Source organism: Nitrincola tibetensis, from assembly GCF_003284585.1.
Classification (GTDB): domain Bacteria; phylum Pseudomonadota; class Gammaproteobacteria; order Pseudomonadales; family Balneatricaceae; genus Nitrincola; species Nitrincola tibetensis.
Window position 1 is genome coordinate 140,367 of record NZ_QKRX01000009.1, and the last position, 23,120, is coordinate 163,486.

Consider the following 23,120-nt stretch of genomic DNA (forward strand, 5'->3'; position numbering starts at 1 on the left):
CACAGAGTAAACGATGACTGACCAAGCCCGTAAAATTCTCGTAACGAGTGCCCTGCCCTACGCAAATGGTCCGATACACCTTGGCCATATGGTTGAATACATTCAGACTGATATTTGGGTTCGATTTCAAAAGCAACGTGGGCACGAGTGTATTTATGTTTGTGCGGATGATGCCCATGGCACGCCCATCATGCTTAAAGCAGATCAAATGGGAATTTCGCCTCAAGCACTGATTGATAAAGTCAGCCAAGAGCACCAACGCGATTTTTCTGGCTTCATGGTTAATTTTGATAATTATCACTCTACGCACTCCGATGAAAACCGCTATTTTTCATCGCTGATTTATGAGCGTTTGCGTGATGCGGGCCACATTGCACGTCGTACAATTACTCAGGCGTATGATCCTGAAAAAAACATGTTTCTACCCGATCGCTTCATCAAGGGCGAGTGCCCAAAATGCGGTGCGGCGGATCAGTACGGTGATTCATGCGAAGCCTGTGGTGCAACCTACTCACCTACCGAACTAAAAAATGCCTACTCAGCTGTTTCCGGCGCGCGCCCTATTGAGAAAGAGTCAGAGCACTTTTTCTTTAAGCTGGCCGATTTTGAACCCTTTTTACAAAACTGGGTAGATAAGCACGTGCAAGTGCAAATGAAGCACAAGCTCAATGAATGGTTTGAAGCAGGCTTACAGCAATGGGATATATCCCGTGATGCTCCTTACTGGGGCTTTGAAATTCCTGGTGAAGAAAATAAATATTTTTACGTTTGGCTAGACGCACCCGTTGGATATATGGCCAGCTTTAAACACTGGTGCGATAAAACTGGCAATGACTTTGATCATTTCTGGTCACCAGATTCCACAGCTGAGCTCTACCACTTCATTGGTAAAGACATTGCGTATTTCCACACACTTTTTTGGCCCGCAATGCTGCATGGTTCGAACTTCAGAACCCCTTCAGGTGTTTTCTGCCATGGCTTTTTGACGGTTAACGGGCAAAAAATGTCCAAGTCTCGTGGCACCTTTATCATGGCCGAAACGTACCTTAAGCATTTACGCCCTGAATACTTGCGTTACTATTTTGCGGCTAAGCTTGGCTCTGGCATTGACGATATCGATCTTAATCTCGAAGACTTCCGTCTCAAGGTCAACGCCGATCTCGTTAACAAAGTCGTGAATATTGCGAGCCGATGCGCTGGCTTTATTCAGAAGAAGTTTGACGGCCAACTCGACTCCACCCTCGTTGAGCCTAACTTGTACCAAGAAGCAGTGGCCGCTGGCGAAAGCATTGCGGACGCCTACGAAAAACGCGAATACGGCCGTGCTATGCGCGAAATCATGCACATTGCCGATAAGGCCAACCAATACATTGACACCGCAGAGCCTTGGGTGTTGGCAAAGCAGGAAGGTCGTGAAGCAGAGGTACAAGCCTGCTGCACATTGGGCATCAATCTTTTCCGTGTCATTGTCAGCTACCTAGCACCTGTTTTACCTCAAGTGGCGCAAGAGGCGGCTGAGTTTTTAAACATTCAGGATTTAAGTTGGCAGGCAATTGAACAACCTTTGCTCAATCATCGTATCAACAAATTCAAGCCATTGATGCAACGCGTGGAACCCGAGGTGATTGAAAAAGTGATTGAAGACTCTCGTCAAGATTTATTGAAAACCCAACAAACTGCACCTGCAGCGAGCAAAACACCCTTGCAGCAAGAGCCAATTTCCAACGAAATCAGCTTTGATGACTTTGCTAAATTGGACTTAAGGGTTGCCAAAATTGCCAAAGCTGAGGCGGTAGAAGGGGCCGATAAACTATTGAGATTAACCCTAGATCTTGGTGGTGAGACTCGAAACGTATTTGCTGGCATCAAATCCGCTTACCAACCCGAGCAACTTGAAGGCAAGCTCACCGTTATGGTTGCCAATCTTGCACCCAGAAAGATGAAGTTTGGTGTTTCTGAGGGTATGGTATTGGCAGCAGGTCCAGGTGGAAAAGACATCTGGATTCTGGAACCCCATGAAGGTGCACAGCCTGGCATGCGAATTCGTTAAGTATTTAAAGAGGTCTGCATGAGTCGCAAAGAGTTAAAAACAGTTTCTGATCGACAAGCGATTGACTCGTTTATACAACAAGTCAACACCTTGCCTAAAGTTCATACATCAGAAGGTGGTCGTTTAATCTTTGCGCTGGATGCAACCGCAAGCCGTGAGGCTTCTTGGGATCAAGCTTGCCAACTGCAAAGTGAACTCTTTTTAGCCACCCAAGACTTGGGGGGCTTAAGTGTTCAGTTAAACTATTATCGAGGTTTTGGAGAGTTCGTCGCCAGCGAATGGTTACGCAACACCCAAGACCTATTGCAACGCATGAATGGTGTGTCGTGCTTAGGCGGGCACACTCAAATTGAGAAGGTTTTAAAAAACGCCCTCAAAGAAACGCGAGTAACACCTGTTAAAGCCGTCATACTGGTGGTGGATTCATGTGAGGAGCCCGTGGATCACCTTTGCCAACGTGCAGGTGAATTGGGCATGTTACGCACCCCCGTTTTTATTTTCCATGAAGGTAACGATTCTGAGGCTGAACGAGCATTTCGCCAAGTTTGTTCACTTTCAGGTGGCGCCTATTCCCCCTTCGATGCCAACAGTCCCTCTATGCTTAGGGATCTTTTGAGTGCTGTTGCGGTCTATGCTAGTGGTGGGCAGAAAGCTCTTGAGCAGTTTACAAAGTCTCAAGGTGCCCATATTAAACGCCTCACCCAACAATTGGGCCGATAGGAGTCTTTAGTGAGTCCCGCAAGTTTCTTTTTTATCTGTGCAAGCCTTCTGGTTGGTTTCTTTTGGATTAAAGCCCACCCCCCACAACAGCGCGCCAAAGGGTTGATCAAACTCTCATTGGTTTTTTTAGCGCTGCTCATTATTTATTTTAGCTTGACTGGACGCTTTCATGTCCTAGGCGCCCTGCTCGGGCTGTTTATACCCTTTTTACAGCGTCTTATTCCTTGGATTATTCGCTTGGTGCCTTTCTTAGGCGTTTGGCTGCGTAAAAAACGGGCCTCTAAAACGACCAGCAGCTCGACAGGCAATCGCTCAAAAGTAACCACTGCGATGCTCGAAATGACCCTAGAGCACGATACAGGATTGATGTTTGGCCAAGTATTGCAAGGAGCTTTTTCTGGGCGTCAGCTTGGCGATCTCAACGAAAAAGAGTTTCTTCAACTTTTAGCGGATTTTCGTACACAGGATTTTGATTCTGCACGATTATTAGAAACCTATCTGGATAAACGCTTTGGAGATTCCTGGCGTGATGACGACGTGCAAGAAGACGCAAATGCTCAACAGGTTGATTCCGGAAACTTGTCGGAGCAGGATGCGTTTGATGTGTTAGGTTTGTCTCCGGGGGCATCTAAAGATGAGATTATTGCCGCTCATCGACGTTTAATGCAAAAAATGCATCCTGACAGAGGTGGAAGCACTTGGCTTGCTGCGCGCATCAATGATGCAAAACGTATTTTATTGCACAAGTAGTCTAGCGATGAAATCGCTCCGTATGACAAATCATCCAGATGGACAAACACGGAGCGATGATGAAAACCACCCTTGATGCATTACAAAAAAACGCAATTCGCATTCATGAATTAAGACTCAGATCTCTCGAATGCGAGCTTTACATGGTCAGCGTGATCGATGAGCTAGGTCGAGAACTTATGGTTTGTGATCAACACGGGTCGCCTTTGAGCTTTCGAAGTCAACTGGCAGCAAAGAAGCCTTTTAAAGGGCTGGGTATAGAGAAAACCCTACTGATTCATGACAGCCCATATAACGAGATGATTGGGGTTAATAATGCCAAGGTCGACCCGATGCTTGTTAAAATAGCTAACCCTGACCAAGACTACTCTTGACCAGGGTCTGACGGCAGACTTAAGGAACTGGCAAGCGTGATCCTGCTCGCCAAGGCAAGGCATCTCCTGTGGGGTACAGGACCAAACCATTGTGCCCATAACTTGGATGAAAGCCTTGCAACTGTAAAACGCCATCACCCATGTGCCTGAAGAAAAGTGTATCCTGCCGACCACCTTCTTCGGGATTATCCACAGAGACAATCACACGCCCGCCTGACATCATTTTCCAACTGCCAGCACTTTTTGTCACCGGCTGATCATTCAGATAGTCTTCTGTCATTTCGAACTGACCGTCGACAGTTAAACTCACCTGAATGTCTCGCGTGGTAATCTCATCAGATAAACGATACGACTGATTCAAGTATAAACGTTCTAAATCTCCACGCTTTGCACAGCCTACCAAGCTTTGATTATCAAACTGCGCATAAGCAGTTAAGCCAAACCAATTGTTTTCATCATCAATACACGCCTCGGGCTTTATCTCAAGGTTGAGTCGGTGTGTACGACCACTGTTCAACTCGATTTCAGCATCCCAGATCCAGGTATTTCCTGAACGCATGGGTTGAGCTATTGGAAATTTCACACTGCGCAAAGACTCATACAAATGCACAACGATATCTGTTTCGGTTAGCTCCAGCACCCAATCTGGGCTTGTTCCTCTGACTCGCATATCGACATCGGGCAGGCTGTTTTCGCATGAGGTTGGATGAGTGGACATGTAGCGTAACTCGCTGACGCTTACCCCTTCCTCACTCTGCCTAGCCAGCCATTCAACGTATAGGGGCCTTAAATCACTGGTTGAGCGCGTCTCAAACAGACGGTTGAGTCCCCATGGAGTTCGGCTTACCTTCTGCCACTCAGTGGCATGGCAGGCTTTAAACTCATACCCTTTATTGTCTGACTCTTTAATCCAACCACGTTGATATTCAGCACTCCCAGATGAAGGAAGGCCCGACATCGTGGCGCAGCCCGACATAACGCCCGCTAACAAAACCAATGCAGCTGAACGATATCGACAGATTTTTGCTGTAGTTTTCATATATAAAACACCTATCCCTGCGACCCCAATACAGCCTAGCAGTATAGGCTGCGTCGAAGTGAACAACTAACGAATGCGCCCTTTTTAACACTGGGCTGTTTAATTCTTATGAAGATCTGCAAAGATAGCACGTAATTGCTGTAATTGTGATCTTCGTGTTTCTCGCCCTGCTTTTTTCTCATTCAGTTGAGCTGGCTGTATGCACAGAATACGCTCATAGATTAACCGGATGTCCGATAAAGGCAAGACTAAGACCTGAGTTAAACGCTCTGGGTTCAATACAAATCGTCTTAGCTCTAACACACTCGACTCAAGGCTGCGCTGTTGTTTGATGAAACCTTGAATACGCTCTAGCTCCATTGATGATAAAGACTCTTTCACACCTGCATATTTTAAGAGCAAGAAGAACTGCACCGGAGGTAAAGCCTTGTAGTATCTTCCGACTTTTATCAGCAATTGGTCTAGAAACCGCCTTTTGAACTCATCGATACGTGATAAGGTCGCCTGAGATAAAGGCATGTACATCATAACAGGCCACTCGGCGGTCACCGAGTCTCGTTGGTCGCCCAAACGCAAGGGGGTAAACCCTTGACGCCCCCAAAATCTAAGCAAAGCGGGCGTCGAACCAAAACTGGTTGCGCAATAATCCAATGAAAGCGCTTTGGCCTGCTGTACAACGCGCTTAAGCAGTAATGCACCGAACCCTTGGGACTGAAGTGCTGGATGGATAGCAATGCGCATCACTCGCCAGCCTTGATGGTCTTTGGCGTCAAGCCAGCCTTCGTGTGCAATCAGCGTTTGAGTGATTAAATCGCCTTTTGGACGTCGAGTACCTTGCCAGATAGCCATTGCCAAGTCGTCATCAAAGCCTTTCTCCAAGACCAACAACGCCACACCTATCACATTTCCCTCCCTCTTCATTACCATAAAAGAAAGGCCTGGGCAGTCCAGCATGATCCTGACATCACCCGGAGTCGTGCGATAATGCGCATCTATTAATAACCCCACCACCTCTCGCAACTGGGTTTCAGATTGACACAGTTCACTTGCTTCCAGCCACTCATATACGGGCAAGATGGCGTCGGATGTAGGCCTCACCTCTGATGCTTGAGCGTCCAGTAACAAGGTTCGATTCAGGAGATTTTCTAAGGGATCCTGAGCCGCCCAACGCACTGGATGATTAAGCTTTAGATCTAACCAGTTTGGTCGACACTCATTTAAGGTTTTTATAAACCTTAAGGCAAACCCTCGCCCCTGCCCTTCATATCCTTTTAAGGTTGTAATAAAAACGATGCGCTTGTACGCCGCAAGAAAAATTGCCAACAGCTCAGCAGGGATCGCAGCAGCTTCATCGATCACTAAGATATCGGCATTTGGGCAAGTTTCACTAAGCTCTACAGGATGGCAATAGTTAATTTGCAGTGATGAATCAGGTCCACTTGTGTCCTGTAGCGAATATGCCCAATCAAACAAAGTCGATGTGGAGCGCCGCTCGGGAGCCGATACTAAAACATTTAACGAAGAGGATTGTGCTAAACACGCAAGTGCACGCCCAACCAATGCGCTTTTTCCTCGCCCCCTATCCGCTGAGACAACCACACAAGCTGCTGGCTTAGATAAATAGGTCCACAAAGATGTAAGCGCTAAACGTTGTTCAGTTTGGATTCGTGTATTTTCTTGCACCGATATTGAAGCAGGACTCGCGGACTTAAACACACGATAGCTATCGAAGCCATTGCCGAAGTCATGGTCATAACTCTCTGTATCCTGCAATAAATGCGCCTGCAAGCGCTTTAAAAAAAGCCCTTTTACATCCTCTTGGGTATACCCACTTGCACAAAAATTCAGGTACTCAGGATCTAAATAAGAAGGCCAATCAGCAATAGGAGGCGTTAAAAGTATCAGCACCCCACCTCCAATTAAAGTCCCTGCCAACTGAGCAAATACATTGGGATTAAAGCCTGCGTGGGCGTCATATACTAGGCATTGTATTTCTTGACCTAAATATCGTGCAGATTGTCGAATATCAATGCATTTAAAGTCAGATAACGATGTATCGGATACCAAAATAGACTGAGAGGCATCCAGATTAAACAACTGTAAAACTCTATTTAATCTGACATCACGCTCGATGGCTTGGCATGGCACCCAGATGAGCTGTCGATATTTCGCATGGGTACTGGGCAACAGGGGCATTTCAACTAGACTCACAAGTGCCTCACTCACAACGTCAAACCGATTGATATTAAAAACTGAAAAAAAACCGAACAGCGAATATCAAAACTAAAAGCTTTCGCTGGAATCTCGCTTAGATTACTCTGTTGGTTTGCATTTAGTACTCTGCCGAGACTTTTCTTGCAACATAATAACATTTTCCGGAGTCAAGAATGATAGACCTCTATACTTGGGGAACCCCAAATGGCTGTAAAGTCTCCATCATGCTCGAAGCCTGCCGCCTCCATTATTCAGTGCATCCAATCAATATTCTCAAAAATGAACAGTTTAGTGAGCATTTTTTGAAAATCAGCCCCAACAACAAAATCCCCGCGATTGTTGATCCCGATGGGCCGGACGGACAACCGATTACCTTGTTCGAAAGCGGTGCAATTCTTCAATACCTTGCTGATAAAACTGGGGAATTTCTGCCATCGTCAGGTGCCGAACGCTATGAAGTTTTACAGTGGTTGAATTGGCAAATGGGTGGATTTGGCCCTTTTCTTGGCCAAGCGCATCATTTTAACCGTTTTGCACCGGAACCCGTTCCTTATGCGATAAATCGCTACAACACCGAGGCCGCTCGCTTATGGAAAGTTCTGAACTCTCAGCTATCGGGCAAAGCGTTTGTGGTAAATGATTTAACCATTGCCGACTTTGCCATTTATCCTTGGGCATGTCGTTACGAATGGCAACACATTACATTGAGTGACTATCCCAATGTTCAGGCCTGGATGGAGCGCATGGCAAGTCTTGCCTTTGTTGAACGTGGCATGCAAGTTCCTTAGCGCAGCCGTTTTAGGAGCAACGATGGTTGCTCCTGCAAAACAAGACTAAAGTAAATTCAGTCGACTCACCAAACTGGCAGGTAACGATCCCTGACGGAGGCGCAGCTTAGGCAACAACTCCTCTTTTAACAGGAAAGACAAACGTACCTCTTTTAAGCCAATCACCGACAAGTATTCTCTTAAATACAAAGGATCTACGACATCTTCTTGTTGTTGTAATACTTTCCAACATAAACTGGCAACATACAGTAGTGCAACACGCTGTAAGATACCATCAGGAATACGCTCAGGGTGTGCAAACTCAGGGAAATCCTGGTACTCAATCGTGCTTGAAACTCTCTCAGGCAATCGCCAAGCTCTTAACAACTCGGCCCCCATCACGTGGGTATTCATGCCTTCAAACACGCTGCCTAATTTTGGATTGATAGAGGTTAGCAACTCAATCACCAACAACCCCATATCTTGCAACAAACCTAGAGTCGCCATTTCAGCAGGCTTACCGAGCCCTGTCACTTGAGACAATGCAAAGGCTAAGTGAGAAATTTCAACAGAACGTATATAGATTTCATTAAATTTCAGCGTTTCTGGAAAGCACTGTTTGATGCTCCCCGCCATGATAATCTGATACACGCTTTCAAAGCCGAGCAAAGCAATCGCGTGCGTGACGTCTGAAACCTTATGGCTAAGATTAAATTGAGCTGAGTTAATGGTCTTTAACAAAATACCCGTCAAAGTAGGATCGTTCTTGGCAAGTTCAACGACTTCAGACCGTGTGGTTTTTTCGTCAATTAGTTTATTTAAAAGCTCAGCTGATGAAACAGGTAGCTTGGGTACGCGCTTAATCACTTGCTTCACAATATCGCCTTTAAGAAACTCATTACGTTCGGCCAGCTTCGCCGATAACAGAGCTTCTTCGAGTCGATATTGCTTTTGCACGAGCTCACGCATTTTAGCGGTATTTGTGTGTAATCTGAGTGACTGCTGCTGTTGGACTTGTCGTAAAATAAACAACTGAACATCAACCGACAAAGCCAACAAATGATGTCGTAAAATTCTCAGAAGACGCCCTGATTTGACGGCATACACGCAGGTATGGTGTGTGCCTTCAAGATCAAAATTTGGCCCCAGTATCCATTGTCCATAACTAAAAAATTCGCCATCATCCGACTCGAAGAGGCCATCGAGCACGACAAACAATGAATGATCAACACTGCCCGACTCGAACAAAACCTCACCCGCACTTAACTGAATGGGCTCTAAATCCTTCCATAACGCCACTAAATGGGTCGAACTCAGTCCTTCAAAGAGCATTTTGGCTTCTGAAGGGGGAGCAGATTTGACTGAAGAAACATGGGGTGCATTTTGTGTTGCGATGTCTGTACTTTGCTTCCAGCGATTTAGCATGAAGAGTTCCTTTTAAAATCCTTATTAAGATTATATTACTTACCTTTACTTAAGTCCCTTTTCTTTGTCTAGGTTTACAATTAAATCTTCATGTTATGATGTCAGTCATTTTTAATCATTGCAGACCCATGAGTTTTCTATGAGCAAGATCGTGATTGTCGGAAGCGGACCTTCGGGTTGCTTTCTAGCCAACGCCCTCATCAAAAAGGCGCCGCATCTTCAAATCGATATTCTTGAACAGCTTGACACCCCTTTTGGCCTTCTACGCTATGGCGTTGCGCCTGATCACCTAGTGACACGCAAACAAGTACAGATGATTGAGCGCTTAATTCAGCACCCCAATATTGCCCTGAAGACCTCGGTAAAGGTTGGGCAAGATATAGAGTACGAACAACTCAAGGCAGACTACTCACTTGTGATCTTTGCAACAGGTGCATCTCAAGACAAACCGCTGAGCGTTTCAGAAGAAGGGTTAATTGGGGTTTACGGCTCTGGAGCTTTTGCCGCTTGGTACAACGGGCACCCTGACTTTTTAGAGTGGCGACCCAACTTGGGTGATAATGTCATTATCATTGGCAATGGCAATGTATCACTGGATATTGCCAGAGTCTTAGCCAAAACACCTGAAGAGCGCAAAGACTCCGTCATGCCCTTGCATGTTCAGGACTATTTAGCGAGTCACCCAGTTAAACACATTCGCATCATTGGTCGACGTGGGCCAATCGATACAAAGTTCACCACGGCTGAACTTGCTGAATTAGACAGTCTGAGCCAAGCCAGTACCTGGCACTCAGCTCCCACAGAGTTCATGTCTAAGCTAAACGATTTACCAATATCCCAACAAAAAATGCTTCAGCAGCTCGGTGCCTACCACCGCCCTAAGGATGACAACAAATCCGTCTCAATTGAATTTTTGTTCAACTTAAGCCTCAAGGAGCTGCATGGGGCACGGGATAAACAGCTGACTCATGCCACTTTTCTGCGGACTGATTCAGCGAATGCATTGCAAACTTCCTTTGATGTAAACACCCTCATTGGGGCAATTGGGTATACAACAAAACCAATACTTGGGGTGCCTTTTGATGCAGACAATGGAATATTTGCTCATACTAATGGACGTATAGACTCGAATGTCTATTGTGTGGGATGGTGTAAACGGGGGCCCCAAGGCGTGATTCCCGTTAACCGTGCCGATGCAATGGCGCTAGCCAAAACCCTGTTCATGGATCACCCAGAGGTGTTTGCGGAATAAGCAAACCTTCTTGGATTGATCTAACAATCCTTATAAGAAGAGATAGTCTATGCTGATTAATCCACACAACTCCTGCCTGCTCGTCATCGATATTCAGGAAAGAATGCACCCAGTGATTGACCAAGCGGATGCTCTATTAAAGCACGCCATTTGGTTAATTGAAGTGGCTCAAACACTTTCAATTCCGACGCTCATATCCGAGCAATACCCGAAGGGGCTCGGACATACCGTCAGCGACATTCAGTCCTTACTTCCCGCTAGCAGCGTTATGGAAAAGATTCATTTTTCTTGCGTTGCTGACGAAGGCTGCTCGAAATTACTGGATGATCGTTTTGATCAGTTCGTTATTGTGGGTGCCGAAACGCATGTCTGCGTGTTGCAAACCGCCATCGAATTAAAAATGCGCGGCAAAGACGTCTTTATTGTTGAGGAAGCGGTTGGATCACGCAGCCCTAGAGATAAAGCGCTCGCACTTGAACGCTTTCGCCAGTGCGGGATTTTTATTGTCAGTCGTGAAATGGTGGCATTCGAATGGATGCGAAAAGCCGGAACGGATCAATTCCGGCACATCAGCAAAACCTTTATTCGCTAATCACTACTTCAGAAAGCTAAGTTTCTGAAGTAAGGGTTGCGGTTGAATCACGCCATGGACGGCTAGATCCTTACGTTCAACGCCAGCCTCATCAAAAAAGACCAATGCAGGTGGACCAAACACTTGGTATTCACGATACAGTGCTCGTGAATCGGCTGAGTTGTCCGTCACGTCGACTTTAATGAGCTTAAAGTCTTTAAGGGCATCGACCACGCCAGCATCAACAAACGTAATATATTCCATTTCAGCACAGGTCACGCACCAGTCAGCATAATAGTCGAGCAATACCTTTTGGTTTTCCTCTTTTGCGGAGACTAACAAGGGTTCAAGCTCAGTCAGAGACGTAACCCGAGTAAAGGATAAAGGGCTTTCCATCTGTGCTGACGCCGTGTTTGCTCCCATCAATCCCGCTTGCAAGGGGTATATCAGGCTACGTGCGCCCGACAACACACCCAGCATCAATGCCACCCCATAGACCAATAAAATGACGCCAACACCCTTCCAGAGCTGAGTAGCGGCCGTGGGATGCTCCAGACGATCGAGCGCTTTTAAATACACCGCTGTAATAATCAAAATCAACGCCGTTAAGCTCATGGTGACACTGGTTGGCACAATGCGATCCAACATCCAAACGGCCAATAACAAGAGCATGACGCCAAAGCCAGCCTTGATAGACTTCATCCACGCACCCGCCTTGGGCAAGAACTTCCCTGCAGAAGCTCCCACCAACAATAGTGGCACCCCCATTCCTAGCGACATCGCAAACAACGCAGCACCGCCCAACAGCGGATCACCCGTTTGGCCTATGTAAATGAGGGCACCTGCCAAGGGAGCGGCCATACAAGGTCCAACGATCAGTGCCGACAGAAAGCCCATGATCGCAACCCCAGTAACCTGCCCTCCTTTTTGCCCATGGCTTGCTTGACTTAAGCGCGTTTGAATCGAGGCAGGCAGTTGCAGCTCGTAAAAACCAAACATAGACAATGCCAGCAACACAAACAAAAAACTGAAAAGCGAAATAACCCACGCATTTTGAAACACAGCCTGCAGGTTTGCACCAAAAAGCCCTGCTAAAACACCAGCAAGTGTATAGGTAACAGCCATTGCCAAAACATAGACAGCGGACAAAGACAAGGCTCTTGGCGTTGACAGCTTACCTTGTCCAGCAATGATACTGGATAAAATTGGAATCATTGGAAACACGCAGGGTGTGAAGGATAAAGCGATACCCGCTATAAAAAAAGCGCCCAACATAAGTCCAAAACTTCCACCCGCCAAAACGCGCGTAAACCGATCATGTTCAGAAAGACTGGATCCATCGGAAACACTCTCTAATGACGTTGGCAGCGCTGGGGGAGACGCCCAACTTAAACCGCTCGCCAGTGGAACCTGACTAATTGGCACTTCCTCTGTGACAGGGGGATAGCAAATCCCTCCTTCCCAACAACCTTGGTAGGTCACTTTGATAGTGGCTTGCTCTGCGACATCATCAGACGATCGCCCAAATAACACTTGAGCCTTGGCTGTGTTGTACCACACATCCACCTTACCAAACAAAGGATCCTCTTTCGCCTCCCCTTGCTGACGTATCTCATCAACAATTTCGATACCATCACTCACCTGCCACTTTAGATGGTCTCGGTATAGGTAGTAGTCCTTTTCAATCATCCACTCAAGGTGCAACTCACCTATCTCGCTGAGGGTCGCTTGCATTTTAAAAGCTTGCTCGACAGGCAATGGCCCTTTTTGAGATGCCCCTCCCCATAGTGAAATCTGCGCCTGTGCAAACGCAGGAATCAGGGCAATGAGCATAAACAACACAAGAAATGAGCGTATGGCCGCCAACGAACGTGAATGCTTAGACAAAATCAAATCCTTCAATCATGCATGAAAATGGAATGTATATATGACTTTTTAACCCGTTAATCGTTCCAATAGCTTAAATTATACTTTTTCCTCTTATATGGTGCGATGGGATATGGTAAAAAGAGACCCATCCACTTGAGTGGAACTAAGTACTTGTCAGCTATCAGGAACCCGAGATGAGCGATACACGCCTAGAAGACCTTAGTATTGAATCCATTAAGCCAATTATCACCCCTCGTGAGCTTAAAGCCCGGCTTCCTATCCCTGAGGCCGCAGTAAACACGGTGATCACAGAGCGCCAAATTGTAAAAGACATCCTTGACCGCAAAGATAAGCGTTTAATGATCGTCATTGGCCCCTGTTCTATCCATGATACTGATGCTGCGCTTGAGTATGGTCGTCGGTTGAAGCAACTGGCTGAAGAAGTAAAAGATTCTATCTATCTAGTGATGCGTGTGTATTTTGAGAAGCCAAGGACCACCGTCGGTTGGAAGGGTTTGATCAATGATCCCCACATGAATGACTCGTTTGATATTGAAGAAGGCCTTCATGTCGCGCGTAAGCTGCTAATTGATCTTTCAGAAATGGGACTTCCGTTAGCCACTGAAGCACTGGACCCTATTTCTCCCCAGTACATTCAGGATTTAATCAGCTGGTCTGCTATTGGCGCCCGCACGACTGAATCTCAAACCCATCGTGAAATGTCTTCTGGCTTGTCCTGCGCGGTTGGTTTTAAGAATGGCACTGACGGTGGATTAACCGTCGCTATCAATGCTATGCAATCCGTCAGCCATGCACATAATTTTTTGGGTATTGATGAAGACGGTAAAGTGTCCATCGTTAAAACCCGTGGCAATAACTACGGCCATGTTGTGTTACGTGGTGGCGATGGCAAACCTAATTATGATTCGGTGAATGTTCGCATCTGTGAGCAGGCTCTGGATAAAGCCGGTTTGCAGAATAACATTATGATTGATTGCAGCCATGCGAACTCCAATAAGGACCCTGCGCTGCAACCCTTAGTTGCTGAGAATGTGACCAATCAAATCATCGAAGGGAATAAATCCATTATCGGTCTGATGATTGAATCGAACCTGGAGTGGGGCAACCAATCAATTCCCGCGAATCTTTGCGATCTTAAATACGGTGTTTCTGTTACAGATGCTTGCATCGACTGGAAAACAACGGAAGACAGCATCCGCATGATGCACGCTAAGCTTAAAGATGTGTTACCCAATCGCTAACAGTGGATAAAGTGACACCAAACAAAAAGGGGCGAAATTCGCCCCTTTTTAGTTTAAGCGAGACACAAGACGCTTAATCGACGAACGCTCGCTCAATCACATACTCAGCGTTCACGCCTTGACGCGTTTCCTTAAATCCCCAAGCGTCTAACACAGACGTGGTATCTTTCAACATCGCAGGGCTGCCACAAATCATGAAGCGATCCTCTTCAAGATTCGGTTGTGGAACACCTAGATCCTCAAATAGCTTTCCTGAGCGCATCAAATCCGTCAAACGCCCTTGATTCGCATAGGGTTCACGCGTCACCGTTGGGTAATACAGAAGTTGTTCACGAATATACTCACCAAAAAACTCATTTTCAGGCAGCACGCGTGTAATGTCATCTTGATACGCCAACTCAGAAACATAACGTACGCCATGCACCAGAATCACCTGTTCATAGGCATCATAGACCTCTGGATCTTTGATGATGCTCATAAAAGGCGCTAAACCTGTGCCTGTTGCCAATAAGTACAAGCGCTTTCCAGGACGAAGATAGTCCGTTAACAGCGTTCCCGTTGGCTTACGACTGATGATAATCTCATCACCTGGACGTATTTGTTGCAAACGCGAGGTCAAAGGACCATCCGCCACTTTAATGCTGAAAAACTCTAGGTTTTCTTCATAATTCGCACTTGCAATACTGTAGGCACGCATCAACGGACGACCTTCCACCTCCAAACCAATCATGGTGAAGTGCCCATTTTTAAAACGAAAGCTCTGATCGCGAGTCGTTTTAAAACTGAACAAGGTGTCATTCCAGTGCTGAACTTCTAGAACGCGTTCTTTTTGCAAGTTTGACATGCGCCTAACCCTTATTAACCTAATCTAATTAAAGCGATTGTATCTTAGGCTGTATCATCGATAAAATGAATTAAATCTCTTAAGCTTATCGATGGAGCGAATATGAAGTACAGTCTGCGACAACTGGCCATTTTTGTCGAAACAGCACGGCACGCGAACATCAGCAAAGCCGCTGAGCATTTGCACTTATCGCAATCTGCCGCCAGCAGCGCTCTAAAAGAACTAGAGTCGCAATACTCTATTCAACTGTTTGACCGCGTCGGTAAGCGTTTATTACTTAACGATTTAGGACGTGCCCTTCGCCCAAAAGCTCAAGCGCTACTTGATCAAGCTGAAGCACTTGAACATGATCTGTTACGTCAAAGCCTGGCGGCTCGATTAACGCTTGGCGCAACCTTGACGATTGGCAATTACTTGGCCGTAAAACTCCTGCTGGCCTATCGCAGCCGATACCCAAACTCAGATATTCACTTAGAAGTTGACAATACCCAACATATTATTGAAAAGCTGGTTAATTTTGAACTGGATGCTGCCATGATTGAGGGAGAAATCAGTCATCCAGAGCTGGACTTAATTCCTTGGCAATCGGACGAATTGATTGTTTTTTGCGCGCAGGACAACCCTCTTGCCTTAAAGAGCCACCTGACGGATCTTGACCTGATCAATGCACAATGGATTTTACGCGAGCCCGGCTCAGGAACGCGTCAAACCTTCGATCGAGCCATGCATGGCCTGCTGAGTGAAGTGTCGGTTTCCCTTGAACTACAGCACACCGAGGCCATCAAAGAAGCCGTTAAAGCCAGTAACCACATTGGCTGCCTTTCACGCATGACTCTGGTTGAAGAGTTAAAGTCAGGCCGCTTTTGTGAACTTAAGATCCCTCAACGCAAGTTTGACCGCATGTTCTATTTAGTCGTTCACCATAACAAATTTCACAGCCAGGCCATCGATCAATGGATGGCCTTATGCCACGAGTTGGGGCCTAGTTTTTCGACTTTTGGTTGAAAGAAGAGCTGAGCTTTGATTTCTAATGGAAGATGGGAAAGCACTTTCTCAACGCTTTCTTGCATTCCCTGCATTTGCTCAACCTTATCAATTTCTATTCGGACCTCTAACAGTAGATAGCTGCCTACCTTCGCCATTTTGCACTGAAAAGGCTTTATGCCTAACCCATGCATGGCTTGATGCACTGAGTGACGCAAACTCGGACTCGGTGTCATCAGTAAAATTTCATTAAACCCTTGCACCATCATACGCAGAGGAACGGCTATAAAATAGAGTGAGGCCAAGAGCACCAATACTGGATCAACGTAGACTGCAAATGAAGAATACTCGGTGTAACTCAACCCCCAGGATAACAAAAACCCAATCAATACCGTTGCACTCAGTAGACTGTCCATTAACCACTGCTTCTCTTCGGCCAAGATTAAAGCAGATGAATGCTGAGCATTTGAGCGCTTTAAAAACTGCCAAGTGATTAAACAGCAAAGTAAGCTGAACAGTGAAAATACAATTGCTAAGCTCGCCTCTACTTCTCGACCACCGTTGTGAATTGTTTTGATTGCACTCACTAATGACACCACACACACCAAGGTGATGACGGAGCCCTTAATGGCAATAGCCAATGGCTCTGCCAAGATCCGGCCAAAGTTATACGTCTTATCTGCAGGCGACTCTGCCCAACGTAATGCCGTTACTGATAATAGAGACAGAACTAAGCTGACAAACGAATAAGCGCCATCAAAGAGTATCGCTAAAGACCCTGAGACGATCCCCCATACAATTCCCAGCAGTGCAAAGACACCCGATACAATGGCTGAAAACACTAAGGTTGATCGTTCGGAAACCGCTTTAAAACAAAACATGATTTACACTCATCATAGAGATTTAAAATTTATTCATCCGCATTCTAGAGCTTGCGAAAGGATATGAATAATCACTAAGCGACGATATAATCGTCGCTTATTTGAATACAGGGTGAAGTTGTATGAGACCTTCTCAAGCGGAAGTATTTCTTGCAGTATTAGAGGAAGGATCGATTGCAGATGCGGCTCGTCGCTTGCATCGAAGTCGAACAACACTCAGTGCACTTCTGGCGAGTCTAGAAGATGAGCTGAATGCTCGCTTATTTGAGCGCTCTGGAAAATCAATCACACCCACAGACTTGGCTTGGGCAATTCAACCTGACGCCATTCGATTGCTTCAGGCTTACCACCAAATTGTTCGTCGTTGCGAACTCGAGCGCGGTGGAATTGAAACAACCCTGCGCCTGGCTCGCGATGATTCATTGCCAGAAACCTTCTGGCTTGAAGCAATGAGAGCATTAAAAGATCGCTTTCCAATGACGGGGATATCGGTTTATTTAGCCCCACCTCAGGAGTTGCCAACGCTTGTTGCCAATCAGACGGTAGACATTGCGTTTGGACTGAATTTAACGAAAGTAATCGACCCTAATGTTTACTTAGAACCGCTTGCGGGTCTTAGATTAATGATGATTTCGTCAACCAACCACCCACTCGCCCGTTTACCTGAAATTCAACGCGACGACTTAATTGCACATACACAAATCACGCTGGCATTTGTGGATCATGAAGAAGAGTTAGTACCAGATGTGATTTTAAGTACGAATTATCTTGCACTCACGCAGTACGAACTCATTCGTGATGCTGTCGAAGCGAATGCAGGTTGGGCTTGGTTACCCCAACCCTTAGTCAGCTCCGAAAGCATAGGAACACAGTACAAAGTACTGAAAACTGCGGAAGGACTCCTCTGGAAGGATTTCTGTGGCTTCCACTTCTCATCCAATACCAAAGGTAAAGTCGCCTTGAAGCTTGAGGAAATCCTAGTGAGTTATCTCAGTCAATTTCATTGAGTTTATACTACTTAGCTTCAGCCACCTGCCGCTCCAACTCTGCCACCAATTCAGGCGTCAACTTCAACTGGACTGCAAGCTCTTTCAAATAGACTCGCTCCATATAACTTTGCTCATCAATCACCAAGAGACTGGCTAGATACATTTCGGCGGCCATTTCAGGTGTTTTAGCAGAAGTAGCAACGTCCGCAGGATCAAGCGGCTTTTTCAGTTCAGCATCAACCCACTGCACCATCGATAAATCTGCACCTTGTCGCTCCAGCGCTTGATCGATCAATTCACGCTCACGATCATCTATATGGCCATCCGCTTTAGCTGCACCAATCAATGCCCGCATTACCGCTTGACTATGAACTTCAACCTCTGGCGCAGGCAGCCGATCCAATGTTTGGGGCTCGGGTATAACCTGCCCTGCTGGCGCTTGCTGTTGCTGCCAGTTGCCATAGGCTTTATAGGCCATAACACCCAACGCGGCTAAACCACCATAGGCTGCAACTTTGCCTCCCATATTTCGCGCTTTTTTGTTCCCTAGCAACAGCCCCAAAGCACCGCCTCCCAATGCTGCACCTGTTTTGCCAGACAACAGTCCTCCAAGCTCATTGGGCAGTTTATCTTTAACACTCGAGAGCGACGAGGACTGTTGATTAACCAGCTCAGTTCCTTTTTTCAACAACATATCTAAAAAATTCGACGTATTCATCCTTTACCCCACTTGTTTTTAAGCATGCATGTACGTTAACCAACAAAACCTTCAGCTTCGACAAAGAAGCATCAAAGATGTTCATAGGATAGTCTGAATTTTTGAATAAAAAACCTCGGCAAGCCACGTTACACGTCCGCAATAACGGCGAGCGTAACGAGTGTCCGGTGACCGAAGGGAATGAATGCAATTGCCTTGTTAGCTGACGATTGGTTTAAGAGCATCCGCCTCTCCAACCGGTATTACATCCTGCAGACTACCTAGATTTTTTAGCCCAAAGATCCCAACAGCACTATTGCGAATATCCATACAAATGCTAACCCAGCGAGGGGTCTTTTTAACGGCTTTTAAGTATTGTTCAAGAGCCGAAAGTTGACAAGTTTTGAGTTCATAGGGGTTAGCTGTTCCTAAGCATGTATGCACGAAGCTGCAGCTCCTCTCGCATGACATAGAGGACGAGAGCCCGCTTCTCATCCTCACGATAAAAAATACGGCACGGTGAAACCACTACCTCCCGGTATACCGAATTAGACTCATTTTAGCTGTACGTTCTTACTTCAAGTACAGCACGCTCTCCTCGTGAGAGTCCTTCAAGCAACTCAAGACGACGTTGCATAAATTCGTAATCCTGCACATCGACAAGGTATGCGGATGGCTGAACATGCTCGGTGATCAGTACCGGCTCTTTAGACTGGTGCAAGTCAGCCAAGATTTTCGTAGCTTGGCGCTTAAGGTTTGTAACAAGTTCAACTTTCATGGGATCACTCTGAATCAGACCAATAGTATCACTACAGTATCACTTCTCGAGGGTGGCAAGGTGCTAGGTGTAACTTGCCGTTTCTTGCAGCACGATAATAGAGCAGTTGAATCAGCCAACTTTCTACAGAGGTATCAAATGCGACGGAAGATGGAAGATGGAAAGTCGAACCGCCATTTAGGGACTAGTTCCCGCTCAGCCATTCAGTATAGTACTCAACGTTTTACAAGATCGAGCTATCGAAACCCAAGTAAGTCCATATCCTTTGGTCCTGATGCCGCATGAAGCCGACCAAGGATCAGCCTGAGTCGATTAAAGTGACGATAAGGCCTAAATTAATAGTGATAACGGCACGAAATGATTGTAATCGCACTATCATCAACCGCATAAACTAACCTATTCGTATCGTCTATTCGTCGCGACCAAAAACCAGATAAATTTTCTTTTAGTGACTCAGGCTTACCTATGCCCTCAAACGAAGAGCGCTTAACATCCGTAATGAGCTTATTTATACGTTTAAGTGTCTTCTTGTCTTGCGTTTGCCAATACGAATAATCGTTCCAAGACTCATCAGTCCAAGATAATAAACGACTACTCATCGATTAAATCTCTTTGACTCACCTTACCCGCTTTAAATTGAGCAATTGAACGATGCAAGTGCTCAACATTCGCTGGAGAGCGAAGCAAATGAACCGTTTCCATTAAGCTATTGTAATAATCCAGTGACATAACAACAGCATCTTCAGAATCTCGACGTGTAATCACGGTTGTATCTGCGTCATTAACAACAGCATCCAAAACACTCTTTAAGCTGTTTCGAGCTTCGGTAAAAGATACAATTCTCATAAAACCTCCACATGTACGTTTAATAAGACAAGTATATGACCAATAAACAAACTTGTACAGCTAATGGAACATTAGGGCTCATAAGTAGCCAGTAGTTAACAACCCTATGAAGTGAGCCTAAGTAGGCGACCGAAGGAAGTGCCCTTGGGTATGTTTGCTGTAAGCCATGCACAGCCAACGATGACAGACGAAGTAGAGCCTATTCCGGCCTAGTTAGCTAGGATGATTTCAAGTCGTTGGCTTCTAGTCATTATCACCTCCCGAAAATAAGTAACCCAGCCATAGACCGATATAGCTACGACCGTAATGCATTAAAAATATACCAGCCAAGATTGAAATAAATATCCAGCCTAAATGTAGGCGAGTTTCTTCGGGAATGTCTGAGTGGAATATTATTGCTAAGAGACCAGTTATAAATAGAGTAACTCCAAGTAGTGCTGAATATAATCTCATTTTAGCTGCTTCAAATTAAAGTCGAACCTAGAGCTTTGCGGGAATTTTGGAGCCGCGAAGCGGTGGAGAAATTGTCCGGCAACAGCAGTTGGTTATGCATTATTCGTAGTGGCTCCAGAGCCTGAGCACTTTAACCACTCGCTCGTTATCAAGCACTTGATAGACCAGACGATGCTGAATATTGATGCGGCGTGAATAGGCCCCCGCAAGATCACCAATAAGCTTCTCAAACGGAGGCGGCTTGCAGTATGGGTCTTCCGATAGCAACGCCAACAGTTCCTGCGCTTTTGCTTTGAGGCCGCTGGAAGCCAATTTCGTTGCATCTTTCTGGGCTTGCTTGGTGTAAACCAACTTCCATGTCACCAGTCCAGCTCCTTATTGCATTCATCAACGGGGGCATCCATCCCCTCACGAATAGACTCCCGCATACCGGGTACAGAGAGCAGGTAAAGTGTTTCCTGAATTGCAGACCAGTCTTCCTCGGAAACCAGGACGGCTTTGTTCCGCTTACCCATTATGACGATTGGTTGGTGAGACTCGGCGGTCTCGTCGATCAACCGATATAGGTTGCTGCGAGCCTCAGTTGCTGTGATTCCGATCATGACGCACCTCTTGTGTGTTCAAACTTGAACCAAGTGTACGCCTTTAGATACGTACGTCAAGACGAACGCTTTGCATCACGCTGCGCTCTGCGGCAAATTTGGTCAAGTAGGCCAAAGGAACCTCCCCTTCAGCCTCACACAGAACCGTACGTGAACCTCTCAGGCTACTCAGTGCATAGGCACGTATATCCACTAGCTCTTTATGACACCAATACGACCATGGCCAACGATTGATTTCATGGCGCAACGCCTTAGCGGCTTTCTGACTGATGCCACCCAGAAAATACAGCCCCATATCGCCTCGTCGTGTTTTAATCCAGCGAGGTCTGAACGTATAACCAAGAAAATCAAATGCCACTACCGGAAAACTTTGTCGATTATATCCACCCTTGCAATACACAACTTTAGTTTTTCTTTGGGTGTAGCTGCAAGCCACACATTTCAAAGCGCTGCTCCAACACTGAACGAAGTCGCTGCGCCTCATGATAGCTTGCACAGTGGCACACAAGATCATCCGCATAACGTTCAAATTGTATACCACCCCAATGGCGTTCCGCCCCTGCGCTCTGCATCGGTACTCTGGCCTCGTGGGGTCTCCACTTGCGCGTCTCCCTTATCATCAGAGCAACAGGTTCTCATGTTCCATACTAAAGCCTGTTCAGAATTCATGCCGCCTCTATGCCGGTTGCCACACAGCCCGTTTCCAGCTCACGTCTGTACTCGTCCTAGGAAGACGCTCATTTCCCAGTTTCGACAACATTTTTACATATCGACACTTCATCGACGGTTCACTTTCGTTCATCTCTTCTGAACTAACCTGACAGTTAATCATACTGCCTTTTCCCTATCGCTCACGACATGCACTCTTAATACGTACCGCATAGGGCGGTTTGATTCCTGCATCTGGTTGCCGGAACCGAGGGGCCTACCCTCATCTTTAATACAGCAAGAAAGAGGTTAGCCTTTCGTCATGACACACGAGCGCAGCGGAAAACCAGTCCGGCAACATGCGCTTGTTAAGTTTTGTCTGCATTTTCGATAAATTGATCATAATATTTTCGCGCCTCTTCCTCTGGCCCTAGCGCAACGTCAATAAGCATTTGAAGACTCCATACGGGGCCGAGGATTACCTGCTCTAAGTCTAGATCTTCGGGGTAAGCTTCTGGGTCTATCGCCATTTCTAAGTTTTCAAACCACCAAATTTCTATTTTTCTCAGTAGACCAACCATTTCTTCAAACGCTTCGGCGACATCAAAGTCTACACCTGACGAGGCAAACGTGAACATTTCATGAGCTAAGGTGTTGCGACACCTTTTGATATGTTCGAATCTCTCTAAATCTTCATCATCAATAGCATCCATATCTTGTAGCCATTTCAATGATGCATAGAGAGGGCTTCTGTTTAGGCTAAGCACCTTTTCTTTATATTCAGGGCTAACAATCATCCCGTTTTCATCAAATCCATTTATAAAAAAACCTTCGATCTTTTCAATAATACTGCTCTTGAGCATTTCGAAGGCCATCGAAAATATAGAAGCGGTAATAATATTTGTTTTAAGCGTCTCAGGATGAAGTGCTCGCTCCCATGATGCTTTAACTTTTTCATCCATGCTCGACCTCGATAAAGAAACTTAACGCCCAAATTTAGCGCGGAAAGCCGCGCAGCGGGTTGACGTCGCAGCCAGCGTTTTTTGCTGGCGATAAAATTTGTTTGTTATGCGCCTTGCTCATAATTCCACTTAATACCATAATT

The 23,120-nt window shown here is 46.0% G+C and carries 25 protein-coding genes; 10 read left to right on the forward strand and 15 right to left on the reverse strand.

The window, feature by feature from the left end:
• The first annotated feature begins 13 nt into the window (after nt 1-13).
• The 4 genes from metG to DN062_RS12790 are packed head-to-tail and all read left to right on the forward strand — an operon-like array spanning nt 14 to nt 3,894.
• Nucleotides 14-2,050, forward strand: a complete 2,037-nt coding sequence (metG, locus tag DN062_RS12775) for a methionine--tRNA ligase (protein WP_112159710.1) — start codon at nt 14-16, stop codon at nt 2,048-2,050.
• A gap of 18 nt (nt 2,051-2,068) precedes the next feature.
• Nucleotides 2,069-2,770, forward strand: a complete 702-nt coding sequence (locus DN062_RS12780; RefSeq protein ID WP_112159711.1) for a VWA domain-containing protein — start codon at nt 2,069-2,071, stop codon at nt 2,768-2,770.
• Nucleotides 2,771-2,779: 9 nt separating this feature from the next.
• The gene (locus DN062_RS19270; RefSeq protein WP_112159712.1) at nt 2,780-3,520 is read left to right on the forward strand and encodes a DnaJ domain-containing protein; all 741 of its coding nucleotides are present in this window, start codon (nt 2,780-2,782) and stop codon (nt 3,518-3,520) included.
• A gap of 59 nt (nt 3,521-3,579) precedes the next feature.
• Complete coding sequence (locus tag DN062_RS12790) at nt 3,580-3,894, forward strand: DUF6482 family protein (protein WP_112159713.1); 315 nt, start codon at nt 3,580-3,582, stop codon at nt 3,892-3,894.
• Nucleotides 3,895-3,913: 19 nt separating this feature from the next.
• Here the strand turns inward: DN062_RS12790 and DN062_RS12795 are convergent, their stop codons facing one another.
• Nucleotides 3,914-4,933: a hypothetical protein gene (locus tag DN062_RS12795; protein ID WP_112159714.1), complete on the reverse strand. Its 1,020-nt coding sequence runs from the start codon at nt 4,931-4,933 to the stop codon at nt 3,914-3,916.
• Nucleotides 4,934-5,032: 99 nt separating this feature from the next.
• A complete protein-coding gene (locus DN062_RS12800) occupies nt 5,033-7,159 on the reverse strand; it encodes a tRNA(Met) cytidine acetyltransferase TmcA (protein ID WP_112159715.1) in 2,127 nt (708 codons plus the stop codon).
• A gap of 161 nt (nt 7,160-7,320) precedes the next feature.
• On the opposite strand from DN062_RS12800, the gene DN062_RS12805 reads away from it, so the two are divergent.
• The gene (locus tag DN062_RS12805) at nt 7,321-7,935 is read left to right on the forward strand and encodes a glutathione S-transferase N-terminal domain-containing protein (protein ID WP_112159716.1); all 615 of its coding nucleotides are present in this window, start codon (nt 7,321-7,323) and stop codon (nt 7,933-7,935) included.
• A gap of 45 nt (nt 7,936-7,980) precedes the next feature.
• On the opposite strand, the gene DN062_RS12810 is transcribed toward DN062_RS12805, so the two are convergent.
• Complete coding sequence (locus DN062_RS12810; protein WP_112159717.1) at nt 7,981-9,339, reverse strand: HDOD domain-containing protein; 1,359 nt, start codon at nt 9,337-9,339, stop codon at nt 7,981-7,983.
• Between the two features lie 139 nt (nt 9,340-9,478).
• On the opposite strand from DN062_RS12810, the gene DN062_RS12815 reads away from it, so the two are divergent.
• Both DN062_RS12815 and DN062_RS12820 read left to right on the forward strand, forming a co-directional pair.
• Entirely contained in the window at nt 9,479-10,591 is a 1,113-nt protein-coding gene (locus DN062_RS12815) for a ferredoxin--NADP reductase domain-containing protein (RefSeq protein ID WP_112159718.1), read from the forward strand.
• A 49-nt stretch (nt 10,592-10,640) separates the two neighbouring features.
• Entirely contained in the window at nt 10,641-11,183 is a 543-nt protein-coding gene (locus DN062_RS12820; RefSeq protein ID WP_112159719.1) for a hydrolase, read from the forward strand.
• Between the two features lie 3 nt (nt 11,184-11,186).
• Here DN062_RS12820 and dsbD read toward each other — a convergent pair whose 3' ends face one another.
• A complete protein-coding gene (gene dsbD, locus DN062_RS12825) occupies nt 11,187-13,049 on the reverse strand; it encodes a protein-disulfide reductase DsbD (protein ID WP_239995784.1) in 1,863 nt (620 codons plus the stop codon).
• Nucleotides 13,050-13,225: 176 nt separating this feature from the next.
• Between dsbD and DN062_RS12830 the strand changes: the two genes are divergently transcribed.
• Complete coding sequence (locus DN062_RS12830) at nt 13,226-14,293, forward strand: 3-deoxy-7-phosphoheptulonate synthase (RefSeq protein ID WP_112159720.1); 1,068 nt, start codon at nt 13,226-13,228, stop codon at nt 14,291-14,293.
• A gap of 73 nt (nt 14,294-14,366) precedes the next feature.
• Here the strand turns inward: DN062_RS12830 and DN062_RS12835 are convergent, their stop codons facing one another.
• Nucleotides 14,367-15,137 carry a ferredoxin--NADP reductase gene (locus DN062_RS12835; protein WP_112159721.1) on the reverse strand — a complete coding sequence of 257 codons (771 nt, stop codon included), beginning with the start codon at nt 15,135-15,137 and terminating at the stop codon, nt 14,367-14,369.
• A gap of 102 nt (nt 15,138-15,239) precedes the next feature.
• Between DN062_RS12835 and DN062_RS12840 the strand changes: the two genes are divergently transcribed.
• Nucleotides 15,240-16,142, forward strand: a complete 903-nt coding sequence (locus DN062_RS12840) for a LysR substrate-binding domain-containing protein (protein WP_112159722.1) — start codon at nt 15,240-15,242, stop codon at nt 16,140-16,142.
• On the opposite strand, the gene DN062_RS12845 is transcribed toward DN062_RS12840, so the two are convergent.
• Complete coding sequence (locus DN062_RS12845; RefSeq protein WP_112159723.1) at nt 16,088-17,002, reverse strand: cation diffusion facilitator family transporter; 915 nt, start codon at nt 17,000-17,002, stop codon at nt 16,088-16,090. The genes DN062_RS12840 and DN062_RS12845 overlap by 55 nt on opposite strands.
• Nucleotides 17,003-17,124: 122 nt before the next feature.
• Here DN062_RS12845 and DN062_RS12850 point away from each other — a divergent pair, with 122 nt between their 5' ends.
• Nucleotides 17,125-18,009, forward strand: coding sequence for a LysR family transcriptional regulator (locus DN062_RS12850; protein WP_112159724.1), 885 nt, complete (start codon nt 17,125-17,127; stop codon nt 18,007-18,009).
• Nucleotides 18,010-18,016: 7 nt separating this feature from the next.
• Here the strand turns inward: DN062_RS12850 and DN062_RS12855 are convergent, their stop codons facing one another.
• From DN062_RS12855 to DN062_RS12910, 9 genes are all read right to left on the reverse strand, one after another.
• Nucleotides 18,017-18,709: a tellurite resistance TerB family protein gene (locus DN062_RS12855; RefSeq protein WP_112159725.1), complete on the reverse strand. Its 693-nt coding sequence runs from the start codon at nt 18,707-18,709 to the stop codon at nt 18,017-18,019.
• A gap of 538 nt (nt 18,710-19,247) precedes the next feature.
• Nucleotides 19,248-19,466, reverse strand: coding sequence for a type II toxin-antitoxin system Phd/YefM family antitoxin (locus tag DN062_RS12870; protein ID WP_112159727.1), 219 nt, complete (start codon nt 19,464-19,466; stop codon nt 19,248-19,250).
• A gap of 335 nt (nt 19,467-19,801) precedes the next feature.
• Nucleotides 19,802-20,065 carry a Txe/YoeB family addiction module toxin gene (locus DN062_RS12880; protein WP_112159728.1) on the reverse strand — a complete coding sequence of 88 codons (264 nt, stop codon included), beginning with the start codon at nt 20,063-20,065 and terminating at the stop codon, nt 19,802-19,804.
• Nucleotides 20,058-20,312, reverse strand: a complete 255-nt coding sequence (locus tag DN062_RS12885; RefSeq protein ID WP_112159729.1) for a type II toxin-antitoxin system Phd/YefM family antitoxin — start codon at nt 20,310-20,312, stop codon at nt 20,058-20,060. The genes DN062_RS12880 and DN062_RS12885 overlap by 8 nt, the downstream gene beginning before the upstream one ends.
• A gap of 552 nt (nt 20,313-20,864) precedes the next feature.
• Entirely contained in the window at nt 20,865-21,128 is a 264-nt protein-coding gene (locus DN062_RS12890) for a Txe/YoeB family addiction module toxin (protein WP_112159730.1), read from the reverse strand.
• Nucleotides 21,125-21,367, reverse strand: coding sequence for a type II toxin-antitoxin system Phd/YefM family antitoxin (locus tag DN062_RS12895; protein WP_112159731.1), 243 nt, complete (start codon nt 21,365-21,367; stop codon nt 21,125-21,127). The genes DN062_RS12890 and DN062_RS12895 overlap by 4 nt, the downstream gene beginning before the upstream one ends.
• 43 nt (nt 21,368-21,410) lie before the next feature.
• Entirely contained in the window at nt 21,411-21,725 is a 315-nt protein-coding gene (locus tag DN062_RS12900) for a hypothetical protein (protein WP_112159732.1), read from the reverse strand.
• A gap of 46 nt (nt 21,726-21,771) precedes the next feature.
• Complete coding sequence (locus DN062_RS12905; protein WP_162301301.1) at nt 21,772-21,939, reverse strand: hypothetical protein; 168 nt, start codon at nt 21,937-21,939, stop codon at nt 21,772-21,774.
• A gap of 444 nt (nt 21,940-22,383) precedes the next feature.
• Nucleotides 22,384-22,977, reverse strand: a complete 594-nt coding sequence (locus DN062_RS12910) for a hypothetical protein (RefSeq protein ID WP_112159734.1) — start codon at nt 22,975-22,977, stop codon at nt 22,384-22,386.
• Nucleotides 22,978-23,120: the final 143 nt, after the last annotated feature.

What these genes read in the sequence shown, in the direction of transcription:
- metG (WP_112159710.1), top strand. Translation starts at nt 14, where the DNA reads ATGACTGACCAAGCCCGTAAAATTCTCGTAACGAGTGCCCTGCCCTAC.
- DN062_RS12780 (WP_112159711.1), top strand. Translation starts at nt 2,069, where the DNA reads ATGAGTCGCAAAGAGTTAAAAACAGTTTCTGATCGACAAGCGATTGAC.
- DN062_RS12790 (WP_112159713.1), top strand. Translation starts at nt 3,580, where the DNA reads ATGAAAACCACCCTTGATGCATTACAAAAAAACGCAATTCGCATTCAT.
- DN062_RS12795 (WP_112159714.1), bottom strand. Translation starts at nt 4,933, where the DNA reads ATGAAAACTACAGCAAAAATCTGTCGATATCGTTCAGCTGCATTGGTT.
- DN062_RS12805 (WP_112159716.1), top strand. Translation starts at nt 7,321, where the DNA reads ATGATAGACCTCTATACTTGGGGAACCCCAAATGGCTGTAAAGTCTCC.
- DN062_RS12810 (WP_112159717.1), bottom strand. Translation starts at nt 9,339, where the DNA reads ATGCTAAATCGCTGGAAGCAAAGTACAGACATCGCAACACAAAATGCA.
- DN062_RS12815 (WP_112159718.1), top strand. Translation starts at nt 9,479, where the DNA reads ATGAGCAAGATCGTGATTGTCGGAAGCGGACCTTCGGGTTGCTTTCTA.
- DN062_RS12820 (WP_112159719.1), top strand. Translation starts at nt 10,641, where the DNA reads ATGCTGATTAATCCACACAACTCCTGCCTGCTCGTCATCGATATTCAG.
- DN062_RS12830 (WP_112159720.1), top strand. Translation starts at nt 13,226, where the DNA reads ATGAGCGATACACGCCTAGAAGACCTTAGTATTGAATCCATTAAGCCA.
- DN062_RS12835 (WP_112159721.1), bottom strand. Translation starts at nt 15,137, where the DNA reads ATGTCAAACTTGCAAAAAGAACGCGTTCTAGAAGTTCAGCACTGGAAT.
- DN062_RS12840 (WP_112159722.1), top strand. Translation starts at nt 15,240, where the DNA reads ATGAAGTACAGTCTGCGACAACTGGCCATTTTTGTCGAAACAGCACGG.
- DN062_RS12845 (WP_112159723.1), bottom strand. Translation starts at nt 17,002, where the DNA reads ATGTTTTGTTTTAAAGCGGTTTCCGAACGATCAACCTTAGTGTTTTCA.
- DN062_RS12850 (WP_112159724.1), top strand. Translation starts at nt 17,125, where the DNA reads ATGAGACCTTCTCAAGCGGAAGTATTTCTTGCAGTATTAGAGGAAGGA.
- DN062_RS12855 (WP_112159725.1), bottom strand. Translation starts at nt 18,709, where the DNA reads ATGAATACGTCGAATTTTTTAGATATGTTGTTGAAAAAAGGAACTGAG.
- DN062_RS12870 (WP_112159727.1), bottom strand. Translation starts at nt 19,466, where the DNA reads ATGAAAGTTGAACTTGTTACAAACCTTAAGCGCCAAGCTACGAAAATC.
- DN062_RS12880 (WP_112159728.1), bottom strand. Translation starts at nt 20,065, where the DNA reads ATGAGTAGTCGTTTATTATCTTGGACTGATGAGTCTTGGAACGATTAT.
- DN062_RS12885 (WP_112159729.1), bottom strand. Translation starts at nt 20,312, where the DNA reads ATGAGAATTGTATCTTTTACCGAAGCTCGAAACAGCTTAAAGAGTGTT.
- DN062_RS12895 (WP_112159731.1), bottom strand. Translation starts at nt 21,367, where the DNA reads ATGATCGGAATCACAGCAACTGAGGCTCGCAGCAACCTATATCGGTTG.
- DN062_RS12905 (WP_162301301.1), bottom strand. Translation starts at nt 21,939, where the DNA reads ATGCAGAGCGCAGGGGCGGAACGCCATTGGGGTGGTATACAATTTGAA.
- DN062_RS12910 (WP_112159734.1), bottom strand. Translation starts at nt 22,977, where the DNA reads ATGGATGAAAAAGTTAAAGCATCATGGGAGCGAGCACTTCATCCTGAG.